The 11,744-nt window shown below is 62.0% G+C and carries 18 protein-coding genes, 1 other RNA gene and 1 pseudogene; 10 read left to right on the forward strand and 10 right to left on the reverse strand.

The genetic code is table 11. The features are described from left to right. Window positions 1–81: 81 nt before the first annotated feature. Window positions 82–711 (reverse strand): TetR/AcrR family transcriptional regulator, encoded by a 630-nt coding sequence (locus tag EOA36_RS13850; protein ID WP_127278117.1) that lies wholly within the window; start codon window positions 709–711, stop codon window positions 82–84. Between the two features lie 120 nt (window positions 712–831). Here EOA36_RS13850 and EOA36_RS13855 point away from each other — a divergent pair, with 120 nt between their 5' ends. The 3 genes from EOA36_RS13855 to EOA36_RS37270 all read left to right on the forward strand — a co-directional run bounded on the left by EOA36_RS13855 (window position 832) and on the right by EOA36_RS37270 (window position 2,364). After that, window positions 832–1,659, forward strand: a complete 828-nt coding sequence (locus EOA36_RS13855; protein WP_127278118.1) for an NAD(P)H-binding protein — start codon at window positions 832–834, stop codon at window positions 1,657–1,659. A 1-nt stretch (window position 1,660) separates the two neighbouring features. Continuing rightward, a complete protein-coding gene (locus EOA36_RS13860; protein ID WP_189343584.1) occupies window positions 1,661–2,140 on the forward strand; it encodes a DUF1772 domain-containing protein in 480 nt (159 codons plus the stop codon). 62 nt (window positions 2,141–2,202) lie between these two features. Then, window positions 2,203–2,364, forward strand: a complete 162-nt coding sequence (locus EOA36_RS37270; RefSeq protein ID WP_167531406.1) for a hypothetical protein — start codon at window positions 2,203–2,205, stop codon at window positions 2,362–2,364. 24 nt (window positions 2,365–2,388) lie between these two features. Here EOA36_RS37270 and EOA36_RS13865 read toward each other — a convergent pair whose 3' ends face one another. From EOA36_RS13865 to EOA36_RS13875, 3 genes are all read right to left on the reverse strand, one after another. Next, the gene (locus EOA36_RS13865) at window positions 2,389–2,685 is read right to left on the reverse strand and encodes a SelT/SelW/SelH family protein (protein WP_032934919.1); all 297 of its coding nucleotides are present in this window, start codon (window positions 2,683–2,685) and stop codon (window positions 2,389–2,391) included. 17 nt (window positions 2,686–2,702) lie between these two features. Then, window positions 2,703–3,452, reverse strand: a complete 750-nt coding sequence (locus EOA36_RS13870) for a YebC/PmpR family DNA-binding transcriptional regulator (protein WP_127278119.1) — start codon at window positions 3,450–3,452, stop codon at window positions 2,703–2,705. Window positions 3,453–3,652: 200 nt separating this feature from the next. Then, complete coding sequence (locus tag EOA36_RS13875; protein ID WP_127278120.1) at window positions 3,653–3,976, reverse strand: helix-turn-helix domain-containing protein; 324 nt, start codon at window positions 3,974–3,976, stop codon at window positions 3,653–3,655. A gap of 51 nt (window positions 3,977–4,027) precedes the next feature. On the opposite strand from EOA36_RS13875, the gene EOA36_RS13880 reads away from it, so the two are divergent. Genes EOA36_RS13880 through EOA36_RS13895 form a run of 4 tightly spaced genes read left to right on the forward strand, consistent with a single transcriptional unit; the run spans window position 4,028 to window position 5,835 of the window. After that, window positions 4,028–4,510 carry an SRPBCC domain-containing protein gene (locus tag EOA36_RS13880; RefSeq protein ID WP_127278121.1) on the forward strand — a complete coding sequence of 161 codons (483 nt, stop codon included), beginning with the start codon at window positions 4,028–4,030 and terminating at the stop codon, window positions 4,508–4,510. A gap of 29 nt (window positions 4,511–4,539) precedes the next feature. Then, window positions 4,540–4,932, forward strand: a complete 393-nt coding sequence (locus EOA36_RS13885; RefSeq protein WP_127278122.1) for a VOC family protein — start codon at window positions 4,540–4,542, stop codon at window positions 4,930–4,932. Between the two features lie 50 nt (window positions 4,933–4,982). Beyond that, window positions 4,983–5,345: a hypothetical protein gene (locus tag EOA36_RS13890; RefSeq protein WP_127278123.1), complete on the forward strand. Its 363-nt coding sequence runs from the start codon at window positions 4,983–4,985 to the stop codon at window positions 5,343–5,345. 22 nt (window positions 5,346–5,367) lie between these two features. Further along, the gene (locus EOA36_RS13895) at window positions 5,368–5,835 is read left to right on the forward strand and encodes an SRPBCC family protein (protein ID WP_127278124.1); all 468 of its coding nucleotides are present in this window, start codon (window positions 5,368–5,370) and stop codon (window positions 5,833–5,835) included. A 5-nt stretch (window positions 5,836–5,840) separates the two neighbouring features. Here EOA36_RS13895 and EOA36_RS13900 read toward each other — a convergent pair whose 3' ends face one another. The 6 genes and pseudogenes from EOA36_RS13900 to ssrS all read right to left on the reverse strand — a co-directional run bounded on the left by EOA36_RS13900 (window position 5,841) and on the right by ssrS (window position 8,965). Continuing rightward, a complete protein-coding gene (locus tag EOA36_RS13900; RefSeq protein ID WP_127278125.1) occupies window positions 5,841–6,128 on the reverse strand; it encodes a BrnA antitoxin family protein in 288 nt (95 codons plus the stop codon). Next, window positions 6,109–6,351 (reverse strand): annotated as a pseudogene (locus EOA36_RS13905) (BrnT family toxin); the annotation flags it as partial. The pseudogene EOA36_RS13905 and the gene EOA36_RS13900, both read right to left, overlap by 20 nt. Window positions 6,352–6,384: 33 nt before the next feature. Continuing rightward, window positions 6,385–7,152 carry a TerC family protein gene (locus tag EOA36_RS13910; RefSeq protein WP_127278127.1) on the reverse strand — a complete coding sequence of 256 codons (768 nt, stop codon included), beginning with the start codon at window positions 7,150–7,152 and terminating at the stop codon, window positions 6,385–6,387. 78 nt (window positions 7,153–7,230) lie between these two features. Then, window positions 7,231–8,055 carry a YmdB family metallophosphoesterase gene (locus tag EOA36_RS13915; protein ID WP_127278128.1) on the reverse strand — a complete coding sequence of 275 codons (825 nt, stop codon included), beginning with the start codon at window positions 8,053–8,055 and terminating at the stop codon, window positions 7,231–7,233. Between the two features lie 70 nt (window positions 8,056–8,125). After that, complete coding sequence (locus EOA36_RS13920; protein ID WP_127278129.1) at window positions 8,126–8,713, reverse strand: 5-formyltetrahydrofolate cyclo-ligase; 588 nt, start codon at window positions 8,711–8,713, stop codon at window positions 8,126–8,128. Window positions 8,714–8,809: 96 nt separating this feature from the next. After that, window positions 8,810–8,965, reverse strand: a non-coding RNA gene (gene ssrS / locus EOA36_RS13925) — 6S RNA. Window positions 8,966–9,109: 144 nt separating this feature from the next. Here ssrS and EOA36_RS13930 point away from each other — a divergent pair. The 3 genes from EOA36_RS13930 to EOA36_RS13940 all read left to right on the forward strand — a co-directional run bounded on the left by EOA36_RS13930 (window position 9,110) and on the right by EOA36_RS13940 (window position 11,681). After that, window positions 9,110–9,949 (forward strand): MoxR family ATPase, encoded by an 840-nt coding sequence (locus tag EOA36_RS13930; protein ID WP_127278130.1) that lies wholly within the window; start codon window positions 9,110–9,112, stop codon window positions 9,947–9,949. A 92-nt stretch (window positions 9,950–10,041) separates the two neighbouring features. After that, window positions 10,042–10,488 carry a GNAT family N-acetyltransferase gene (locus EOA36_RS13935; protein ID WP_127278131.1) on the forward strand — a complete coding sequence of 149 codons (447 nt, stop codon included), beginning with the start codon at window positions 10,042–10,044 and terminating at the stop codon, window positions 10,486–10,488. A 2-nt stretch (window positions 10,489–10,490) separates the two neighbouring features. Further along, entirely contained in the window at window positions 10,491–11,681 is a 1,191-nt protein-coding gene (locus tag EOA36_RS13940; RefSeq protein WP_127278132.1) for a VWA domain-containing protein, read from the forward strand. Window positions 11,682–11,744 lie beyond the last annotated feature (63 nt).

Below are 11,744 nucleotides of genomic sequence, written 5' to 3' on the forward strand. Positions count from 1 at the left end.
CCCCGTATAGTGACGGGGGAGAGGGGCTCCGTCCTTGGCGGCTTCACCAGATGTTGAAACTATGGGAAGTTCAAGGCTTCTCTACTCGGCCAGCAGCTCCCGCAGCGCCATGCGCTTGTAGGCGGCGACCAGCCTGTCGCCTTCTTGCCGCTCGACCGAGATCGCCAAGCGCATGACCGCCTCGCCCATCTGCCAGACGAGAAACGCCGTGGTCTCCAGGGAGACGGGGTCGGCGCCGGGGCGTAGCCGCTTCAGCACCGCGACCAGGAATTCGGCATTGGCCCGACTGTCGGCGAGCTCGAGCTGGCGCAGCGCCTTGTCTGCTTGCGTGCCCGACCAGATGTCGCGCATCACCGGCTCGGCCAGGAACAACCCGTAATAAATGTCGACCAGCTCCGAGAACGCCCGGCCAAGCCCTTCGGCGTCGTTGACGTCTTTCAACGCCGCCGAAATGCAGGCCTGGCTTTCCACGGTGTAGCGTTCGGCCAGCGCCCAGACGATCGCCCGCTTGTCCGGAAAGAATTGGTAGAGCGACCCGATCGACACCTCTGCCCGTTCCGCCACCTCGCCCATGCGCATGGCATCGCTGCCTTGCTCCGCGATCAGCGCCGAGGCGGCGGCCAGCATGCGCTCGACCCGCTCGCGGCTGCGCTGCTGGCTCGGCGCCCGGCGTGGCGAGGCAATCTGATCGTTGGCCGCTGTGCCGTCCATGACTGTCTCCAACAAACCCGCTCGGCAAATCGCGGGGAATGACTTGACTTACAAAATACGAGGGTTTATCACGTTTTGCAAATGTGAGGATTACTCATGTTTTGACGCGGAGAAAATGACATGACTGATACCAAACCAATCCTGATCCTCGGCGGCACCGGCAAGACCGGCAGCCGTCTCGCGGCGCGGCTGACCGCGCATGGCGTGCCGGTACGCATCGGCTCGCGCTCCGGCGCGCCGCGCTTCGACTGGGAAGTTCCCGCCACCTGGGGACCCGCACTCGATGGCGTCGACGCCGTCTACATCAGCTACTATCCAGACCTCGCCGTGCCGGGTGCCGCCGAAACCGTTGGCGTCTTCTCCCGGCTTGCGGTGGCCAGTGGCGTCACCCGGCTGGTGCTGCTCTCGGGGCGCGGCGAGCACGAGGCCCAGCGCGCCGAGGAGATGCTGAAGGCCTCGGGCGCGGAGTGGACGATCCTGCGCTGCGCCTGGTTCTCGCAGAACTTCTCCGAAGGTTTTCTCATCGAGCCGCTGCTGGCGGGCGAGGTGGCGCTGCCGGTCGGGCCTGTCGGCGAACCTTTTGTCGATGCCGACGACATCGCCGAAGTGGCCTTCGTCACGCTGACCGAGCCCGACCATGTCGGCCTGCTCTATGAACTAACCGGACCGCGGCTGCTGAGTTTCGCCGACGCGGTCGCAGAGATCGCAAGGGCCGCCGGGCGCGATATCCGCTTTGTCAGTATCTCGCATGACGAATTCACCACGGCGGTCGCCGCGCATGACCTGCCGCCTGAGTTCGCCTGGCTGCTCAACGAGCTGTTCACGCAAGTTCTCGACGGCCGCAACGAGGCCCTCGCCGACGGCGTCCAGCGCGTGCTCGGCCGCCAGCCCAGGGACTTTTCCGCCTACGCAACCGAAACCGCCGCAACCGGCATCTGGAGCAACTGACATGATCGCCAAACTTCTCCCCAGCCTCACCTTCATCGCGGCCCTGGGCGCAGGCGTCGTCGGCGGCGTGTTCTTCGCCTTCTCCAATTTCGTCATGCCGGCATTTGCCCGTCTGCCGGCGGCGGGCGGCATCGCCGCCATGAATTCGATCAACGTCACCGTCATCACGCCGATGTTCATGACCGCCCTTTTCGGCACAGGGCTGATCTGCCTGGTGCTCGTCGCCGGCGCGATCATCGGCTGGAGCCAGCCGGGTTCGTTCTGGCTACTCGCCGGCGCGCTTATCTATCTTGTCGGCAACCCGATCGTGACCATGGTCTTCAACGTGCCGCTCAACGATGCACTGGCCGCAGTCGATCCAGCCAGCAGCAATGGTGCCGCGGTCTGGTCCGACTTTCTCAGGGACTGGGTGATGTGGAACCACGTCCGCACCGTCACCGCCATCGTGGCGATGGCATCCTTCTGGTTCGCCTCGCGTTGACATGTTTGCGGGCCGCCGCATCGGGCGTTGCGGCGGCCGCAAGCATTATCGGGAGAAGAGCCGTGAACGACCCCTATTCGACCATGGCCATCGGCATCGCGATCGGCGTTGGCCTCGGTGCTGCCCTTGGCGCGGCGATGGATGATTCGGCCCTCGGCGTCGGCGTGGGCATCGCGATCGGTGCCGGCATCGGTGCTGTTTTCGGACGCCGGCCCGGAAAATGATGGTCCTGCTTTCGCAGCAAAATCTCAGCTCTTCGCCTTACGGTCGGCGTGGCCGAGATCACGATCCGGATCGATCACATCGCGGACCAACTGCTTGAGTTTAGCCGCGTCCGGAAAACCGCCGTCGCGCTTGCGGTCCCAGACCAGCACATCGTTGCAGGAGATGGTGAAGATGCCGCCTGTGCCCGGCACCAGCGTCACCTCGCCGAGATCGGTGCCGAAGGTGGAGAGCAGCTCCTGCGCCATCCAGCCGGCACGCAACAGCCATTGGCATTGCGTGCAGTAGGTGATGCGGATGGCGGGCAACCGAGCTTTGCTCATGTCGGATCGGGCTTCACTCACGCCGCGCTGAGCTTGGCCAAGGTCTCGTCATCGACTTCGAAGTTGGCGTACACGCTTTGCACGTCGTCATCGTCCTCGAGCGTCGCAACCAGTTTCATCAGCGACTGCGCCCGCTCTTCGTCGACGGGGACATTGTTCTGCGGCCTCCAGATCGCCTTGACCGATTCGGCCTCGCCGAGCGAGGCTTCAAGTGCCTTGGACACCTCGCCGAGAGTCTCGAAGGCGCAATAGATCGTGTGGCCTTCCTCGTCCGACTCGACATCGTCGGCGCCGGCTTCGATGGCCGCGTCCATGATCTTGTCGGCACTGCCGGCCGAGGCCGGATAGTAGATTTCGCCGGCGCGGTCCCACATGAACGACACCGATCCGGTTTCGCCGAGCGCGCCGCCGGCCTTGGTGAAGGCGGCGCGGACGTTGGACGCCGACCGGTTGCGGTTGTCGGTCAGTGCCTCGACGATCACGGCGACGCCACCTGGACCATACCCTTCGTAGCGCACGGCTTCGTAATTCTCTGCATCACCCATCGAGGCCTTGTTGATGGCGCGCTGGATGTTGTCCTTCGGCATCGACACGGCCTTGGCGTTCTGGATCGCCAGGCGCAGGCGCGGGTTCATCGATGGATCGGGCGTCCCGCTCTTGGCGGCAACGGTGATTTCGCGCGCCAGCTTGGAAAACATTTTCGACCGCACCGCGTCCTGACGGCCCTTGCGGTGCATGATGTTCTTGAACTGTGAATGGCCAGCCATGGCACCCCTGTCGTGTTCGGCTAGAGCCCCTTGCCGCGAGATGCGTCACCTCGCCTTTGCAAAAGGCTCGAATTCAAAATTTCAGAACGACCCTGATGCGTCCGGGTGGACGCGCGGCGCTCCTTGTCGGAATGGCCGGCTTATAGATAAATCGGCTCAATTCGTCCAGCCGCGCCGCGCCACGGCGATCCCGGCCTTGTCTATGCTTCCAGATCGGACCTCAGCCGGTCGATGATGCTGAGCGCGTGGCCGGCATACTGGCTGATCCAGCGGTCGTGGATCTGCTTGATCGGCAGGGAATTCAGATGGTTCCAGCGCTCGCGTCCGTCACGACGCGCAACGATCAGATCCGCCTCCTCCAGCACCTTGAGATGCAGCATGACGGTGCAGCGGTCGATGGCGGGAAAGGCATCGCACAGCATGCCGGTGGTCTTTGGCTCGTCTTTCAACTGATCCAGTATTTCGCGCCGGCGCGGATGCGCCAGCGCCTTGAAAACATTGTCGTCTTGCGATCGGCTTGACATGTTATGTTTCTATAACATATCGTTGTCGCGATCAAGCAAGGAGCTGTGGATATGTCTCTTGGATTCAGTGTTTCAGGGCGCATCGGCAAACCGGTCGCCGAAGTCTTTGACGCGGTCGTCAATCCGAAGAAGCTCAGCGGCTATTTCACCACCATCGGCGGCGCCAGCGCGCCATTGGTTGCCGGTTCGGGTGTCGTCTGGTGGGGCAAGGTGCCGGTCGAGGTCGACGAAGTGGTCAAGGACAGCCGCATCGTGCTGCGCTGGGATGCCACCGACACCGACGGCAAGCCCGCCTACAAGACCCGCATCGAGATGAATTTCGAGCCGCTCGACGATGGCGGCACCTTCGTCACCATCGCCGAGAGCGGCTGGCAGGAAGGCGCGGTCGGCCTGAAGAAGTCCTACCTGAATTGCGAGGGCTGGTCGCAGATGCTGGCCTGCATGAAGGCCTATGTCGAATACGGCATCAATCTGCGCGACGGTTATTACCGCAGCGAGATGAGGGGCGAACCCGCCAGCGAGGCCAATGTTTGAACGACGATAGGAAAAGGGGAGAACCCGCAATGACGAAAGTAAGGCCATTCCTGATGTTCGAGGGCAAGGCCGAAGAGGCAATGACCCTTTATTGCGAGGCCATTCCCGACAGTAGCATCCTCGACGTCACACGTTACGGTTCCGGTGAAGACGGCGCGGAAGGTATGCTCAAACTCGCGCGCGTTTCCATCTGCGGCCTGGAGGTGACGGTCTATAACAGCCCTGTTCACCACGCTTTCACCTTCACGCCGTCGTTCTCGCTCTATGTCGACTGTTCCTCCGAACAGGAGCTGGAGCGCATCGTCGAAACCTTGGCGAAGGGAGGCGGCTTCCTGATGCCGCCGGACAACTATGGCTTTAGCCGCCGCTTCGCATGGCTGAACGACAGGTTCGGCGTCTCCTGGCAGATCAACCTGCCATGACGGAACGCCAGTTGAACCAGCCAACCAGCACCCCAACAAGGACGGGAACCATGACCGCGAAGATCACCGGCGGCATCAACATCGCCATGAAGGTGCCGTCGCACCAGTACGAAGCGACGATCGCCTTCTACCGCGACGTCGTTGGCCTCAAGCCGTTCACCGCCAAGCCGCCGGCGATCGGCTTCGAACTTGGGCCTAACCGGCTGTGGATCGACGAAGTGCCGATGATGAGCCAGGCCGAGATTTGGCTGGAGCTTTTCACGCAGGATTTTCCGGGCGCCGCGGATCATCTGGCCAAGGCAGGCGTTGTGCGTTGCGATGCCATCGAGCCATTGGGCGAGGGTTTCCGTGGTGGCTGGATCACCAATCCGGCCAACATCATTCATATGGTGCGCGAACCCGACGCCTGGTGAGCGTATTCGAAAGGAGATCGCCATGGAAATCCGTGAAACACCGACAGCCGAAGCCGCCATGCTGATCCGGCGGCCGGTCGCTGATGTTTTCGAGGCCATCGTCGATCCGGCGATCACGACCCGCTTCTGGTTCACCCATGGCAGCGGCCGGCTTGACGGTGGCAAGCCTGTTCAGTGGGAGTGGCGCATGTATGGCGTCTCGACGACCGTCGACGTCAGCGAGATCGTCCGGGACAAGAAGATCGTCATGACGTGGAGCGACCCGCCGACCACTGTGGTCTGGACCTTCACTGAAATGCCTGGCGAGGCGACATTCCTCGAAGTCGGGAATTTTGGCTTTACCGGCAATGGCGACGAGCAGGTGAAAGAAGCGGTCGGCTCAACCGGCGGCTTCACGCTGGTGCTCGCCGGCGCCAAGGCCTGGCTGGAGCAGGGCCTGACCCTGAGCCTCATCGGTGATCGTCACCCGAGGGGGGTACCGGCAGGTTAAACGACTCAGGATCGCCGTTTTTCCTGTTCGATCACATGGTGGCGGAGCACGCGATTGATCTCGGTTTGATAGCCCCCACCTCCGACATGTTCCTTGAACCAGGAGAGCACGTCGGCATCGAGCCGAATGGTCACCGGCTGCTTAATTGGGCGGTAAAGATGCCCACGACGGGCATGTATCCAGTTCTCGGCCGGAGCCTCTGGAATATCGGAAGTATCAATCTCGCTGTCAGGCAAATCGGCCAGCTTTGCAAGCTGGTCTCGCTGGTCGTGGCTAAGGTCCTTCCTGCTCATAGCGCCTCCTTTCATGCGGCGTCGCTTTCCGAGCCCTGACAATCCGAACCCGCTCTTCAGCTTCGCGATCCGGGTAGGTATGGACAACCAGCAGAACCACTACGGTTTTGACCATCCCGATCGCATGCCATCGTTGCTCACCGTCTTCGAAGCGGTCAGGCACGATAAGATGAAGCGGGTCATCGAACACCTTCTGGGCGAGATCGAATGCAACCCCATGTTTGGCAAGGTTGCGTCAGACTGTGGCGTCCGCGCTCTAATGCCCGTCGCCGGATTTCGCTTTCTTGCGCCGCCGCGCCAGCATGTTGAGCCCCTCGACCAGCGCCGAAAAACCCATCGCCGCGTAGATGTAGCCCTTGGGAACATGATAGCCCATGCCGTCCGCGATCAGCGTCATGCCGATCATCAACAGGAAGCCCAGGGCCAGCATGACGATGCTGGGGTTCTTGGCGATGAAGTTGGCCAGCGGACCCGCCGCCAGCATCATCACGCTGACGGCCACGATCACCGCGATGTACATGATGGCGATCTCGTCGGTCATGCCGACGGCGGTGATGATGGAATCGATCGAAAAGACGAGGTCGAGCAGCAGAATCTGGAAGATCGCGCCGGCAAGCGAGATCTTGAGCGTCTCTCCCATCATCGTGTCCTTGTGGTCGTCGGGATCGACCGTGTGGTGGATCTCCTTGGTCGCCTTCCACACCAGGAACAGGCCGCCGGCGATCAGGATCAGGTCGCGCCAGGAGAAACCGTGGCCGAACGCGGTGAAGACCGGCGTCGTCAGTTGGACGATGACCGAAATGGTGGCGAGCAGCAGCAGGCGCATGATCAGTGCCGCCGAGATGCCGAGCCGGCGCGCACGAGCCCTCTGGTCCACGGGCAGCTTGTTGGTCAGGATGGAGATGAAGATCAGATTGTCGATGCCGAGCACGATCTCGAGCACCACCAGCGTCAGCAAGGCGACCCATGCGGTTGGATCGGAAACGAATTGAAAATGCGGCGCAAGAAATTCGATAAGCTGCATGGAGGTCGTTGTCCCCTCTTTTAACGATCTGAAGCAGATGTCGTCGGCAGTTAGGTACTGCGCGCGCCTATATCAATGTCACGACCAGAACGACGGAGCCGTTTCTTCCAGTCTCGGCCCGCGACGAAACGGCGCGATCTTCTCGGTCAGTCCGGTACGATCGGAAATATTGACACCGACCCCACACAAGGTCGCCGGGCCGGTCGCTGCCTCGAAACGCCCTTTCGGTACTTTCGACAGGAACCGGTTGAGTGGTTCCTCCTTGTCCATGCCGAGCGAGGAATCATAATCGCCGCACATGCCGGCATCCGACAGATAGCCGGTGCCGCCATTGAGGATCTGGTGATCGGCGGTGGGCTGGTGCGTATGGGTGCCGACGACCAGGCTGGCGCGGCCGTCGACGAAATGCGCGAAGCACATCTTTTCCGAGGTCGCTTCCGCATGAAAGTCGATGATCACCGCATCGGCCTGCTCGCCGAGCGGACAGGCTGCAAGCTCACGCTCGCCGGCCTGGAACGGATCGTCGAGCTCGGGATGCATGAATACTCGGCCCATGATGTTGGCGACCAGCACGCGCGCGCCGTTTTTGGCGATGTAGACGCCGGAGCCGCGCCCGGGCGTACCCTTGGGAAAATTGGAGGGCCGCAGGAACCGCTGCTCGCGCGGCGCGAAGGCCAGCGCATCGCGCTGATCCCAGACATGGTTGCCGGTGGTGACGACATCGGCGCCTGCAGCGATGGTCTCCCGAAAGATCTCTTCGGTGATGCCGAAGCCGCCGGCGGCATTCTCGCCATTGACGATGACGAAGTCGAGTTTGAAGTCCGAGATCAGGCCAGGCAGCTGTTCCCACACCGCCGTGCGTCCCGTTTTTCCAACCATGTCACCGAGGAAGAGAAGTCTCATATGATCCTGCACCGAAAGTCAGCGAAGCAAATGCCGCATGACATCCGCGAAAAGATCATGCCTCCATTATCTACAATTTTGGCGTGAAGCGGCGCAACCCGCTCTCGGTGAGTATTTCCGGGATGATCACGTCATGGTTCTCGTCCGGAACCTGCGCCACTTCCTGGCAGTCGAAGGCTATGCCGATCAGCCGGGGCGTATGCCCCTTGTCGACGAGCTTCGCGATCGCGCGATCGTAATAGCCGGCGCCATAACCGATGCGGTGGCCGCGTGCGTCGAAGGCGGCGAGCGGCACCAGCATGACCGAGGGGTCGAGAACCTCGGCCTCCGCGTGCGGTCCGACCGTGCCAAAACCCATGTCGACCATCGGCGCGCCACGCACCAGTTCGCGAAAGACGATGGTGGTCTTGTCGAGAATGGCAGGCAGGCAGAGCCGTGCGCCCCGCTCACGCAAGGCGAACATCAGCGGCCTGACATCGACCTCCGAGCGCATCGGCCAGAAACCGGAGACGATCTGGCCAGGCCCGATCTCCAGATGGTCGCGCGCCGTCTCCGCCATTTCGAGCGCGGCCTCGACCCGCCAGAATTCGTCGAGCGCGTCGCGGCGAGCGAGTGCCTCGAGGCGTAGCTGCTTTTTCAGGTCTTTGGGAGAGGTCATGCGGCCAAGGTAGAAAAGGTCAGAGCTGTGTGACGTCTCAAGCGCGACGTTTTCCACCGCATCATCCGCCAGGATGGGTGGACGCCTTGCGACAAGTGACGGTCCACACAACCGGTGGAGAGGTCGATCCCGGGTGCCTACAAAGTAGGTGGGCGCCGTGTGAGAAAGCCCACGGGTCTTCCCAGGGACAGCTCCCTAAGGATCGTTAAGGCCCCGGGGAAAAGTGTCTCCTGCCGGGAAGCGCAGACCGCCTCGATCAATATAGGCCGATGGTGACACAAGCGCCAGAGAGACGGTGCTCTTTCCACACCGGTCGGCATCATCGCCTTTGCAGGCCCGCCCTTGCGCGGACCGGAGGGCCTCCTTACGGTTCCCGGAATGAACCAAGGAGCAAAAATGCGTTTCGAAGGCACGGCGGCCTATGTCGCCGACAAGGATCTGATGGTGGCGGTCAACGCGGCGATAGCGCTGGAACGGCCGCTGCTGGTCAAGGGCGAGCCCGGCACCGGCAAGACCGAACTAGCCCGCCAGGTGGCGGCGGCACTCGGCCTCGACCTCATCGAATGGCATGTCAAATCGACGACACGGGCGCAGCAAGGTCTCTACGAGTACGACGCCGTGTCGCGGCTGCGCGACAGCCAGCTCGGCGATGTCAGGTTCAACGACATCAAGAACTACATCAAGCGCGGCAAGCTCTGGGAGGCGTTCGCGGCTGGCAAGAAGGTCGTGCTCCTCATCGACGAGATCGACAAGGCCGACATCGAATTCCCCAACGATCTCCTGCAGGAACTCGATCGGATGGAGTTCTTCGTCTACGAGACCGGCGAGACCATCCGCGCCGCCGTCCGCCCGATCGTCATCATCACCTCCAACAACGAGAAGGAACTGCCGGACGCCTTCCTGCGCCGCTGCTTCTTCCATTATATCCGCTTTCCCGACGTCGATACGCTGCACCGGATCGTCGATGTCCATTATCCCGGCATCAAGCAGAACCTGGTGCGCGCCGCCCTCACCCAGTTCTACGAAATTCGCGACGTGCCGGGCTTGAAGAAGAAGCCGTCAACCTCCGAGGCATTGGACTGGATCCGCCTGCTGGTCGCCGATGACATCGCGCCCGAGGATTTGCGCGCCGACGCCAAGAACGCGCTGCCCAAGCTGCACGGTGCCCTGCTGAAGAACGAACAGGATGTGCATCTGTTCGAGCGGCTGGCCTTCATGGCCAGGCGGCAGCAATAGCAAGGCAGCAATAGCACTTTCCCCTGATGTGGACCGTTGCCGCCGGCCGCAGAGCACGTCAGCATCGGCCAGAACCCTTCGGAGGAGATGAAATGTCTGAGATTGTTGTCCGCCCGCTCGCGCAATCCGACCACGCCGACTGGCGCCGCTTGTGGACCGACTATCTGACCTTCTATGAAACCAAGCTGCCGGAAGAGGTCTACGCGATCACCTGGAAGCGGCTGTTCACGACAGGCGAATTCGAGCCGAAGGGTTTTATCGCGACCCTCGACGGCAAGGCCGTCGGCCTCACCCACTACCTCTATCACCGCTCCGGCTGGTCGGAGAAAAACAATTGCTACCTGCAGGACCTGTTCGCCGACCCGGATGTGCGCGGCAAGGGCATCGGTGCGGCCCTCATCGAAGCCGTGAAGCAGGAGGCCGGCAAGATCGGGGTGAAAAACGTCTACTGGATGACGCACGAGACCAACGCCACCGCGCGCAAGCTCTACGACCACGTCGCGCGTAGGACCGGCTTTATCGAGTATGATCTGTTGTAGTCATGTTCATCCCCTTCTTCCTTGAACTGAAGGCAGCGCGCGTTCCCGTTTCGCTCAGGGAATACCTCTCTCTGCTCGAAGGGCTGGAAGCCGGGCTTGTCGATTATGACGTCGAGGGTTTTTACTATCTCGCCCGCGCCGCTTTGGTGAAGGACGAGCGCCATATCGACCGCTTCGACCAGGTGTTCGCGCATGTCTTCAAGGGGATCGAGGCGCTCGGCGGCCCGGATGCCGTCGACTTCGCCGACATTCCCGAGGAATGGCTGCGCCGGCTCGCCGATAAGCACCTGACCGAGGAGGAGAAAAGACTGGTCGAGGCGCTTGGCGGCTTCGACAGGCTGATGGAGACGCTGAAGCAGCGGCTCAAGGAACAGAAGGGCCGCCACCAGGGCGGCTCGAAATGGATCGGCGCGGGCGGCACCTCGCCCTTCGGCGCCTATGGCTACAACCCCGAAGGCGTGCGCATCGGGCAAGCTGAAAGCCGCAACCGGCGCGCGGTAAAAGTCTGGGACAAGCGCGAATTCAGGAATTTCGACGATGCCGTCGAACTCGGCACCCGCAACATCAAGATCGCGCTGAAGCGTCTGCGCCGCTGGGTGCGCGAAGGCGCCGAGGAAGAGTTCGACCTGCCCGGCACCATCCACGCCACCGCCGAGCACGGCTATCTCGACGTCCAGACACGGCCCGAGCGTCGCAATGCGGTGAAGCTCCTGATGTTCTTCGATGTCGGCGGCTCGATGGACGATCACATCAAGAGCGTCGAGGAGCTGTTTTCGGCGGCTCGCGCCGAATTCCGCCAGCTCGAATATTTCTATTTCCACAACTGCCTCTACGAAGGCGTGTGGAAGGACAATCGCCGCCGCCATGCCGAGGTGATTCCGACGTTTGACCTCATCCACAAATATGGCCCCGACTATAAAGTCATCGTCGTCGGCGATGCCTCGATGAGCCCTTACGAGATCGCCCACCCCGGCGGCTCGGTGGAACACTGGAATCCCGAGGCGGGCAGCGTTTGGCTCGGCCGGCTCCTGCAGCAATGGCCGAACGCGGTGTGGCTGAATCCGGAGAGTGAAAGGAATTGGGGCTTTACGCATTCCATCGCCATGATTCGCGACATCTTCGGCGGCCGCATGTTCCCGCTGACACTGGCCGGGCTGGAAGCCGCGACGAAGCAGCTTTCCAGAAAGCATTAGTTGTCGGAGATACAGGACAAGGCTGGCGCTGCCCCTTATCGCCCTGCCGGGCACTTCTCCCAG

Origin of the sequence: Mesorhizobium sp. M8A.F.Ca.ET.021.01.1.1 (assembly GCF_003998025.1) — a bacterium.
Taxonomy (GTDB): Bacteria; Pseudomonadota; Alphaproteobacteria; order Rhizobiales; family Rhizobiaceae; genus Mesorhizobium.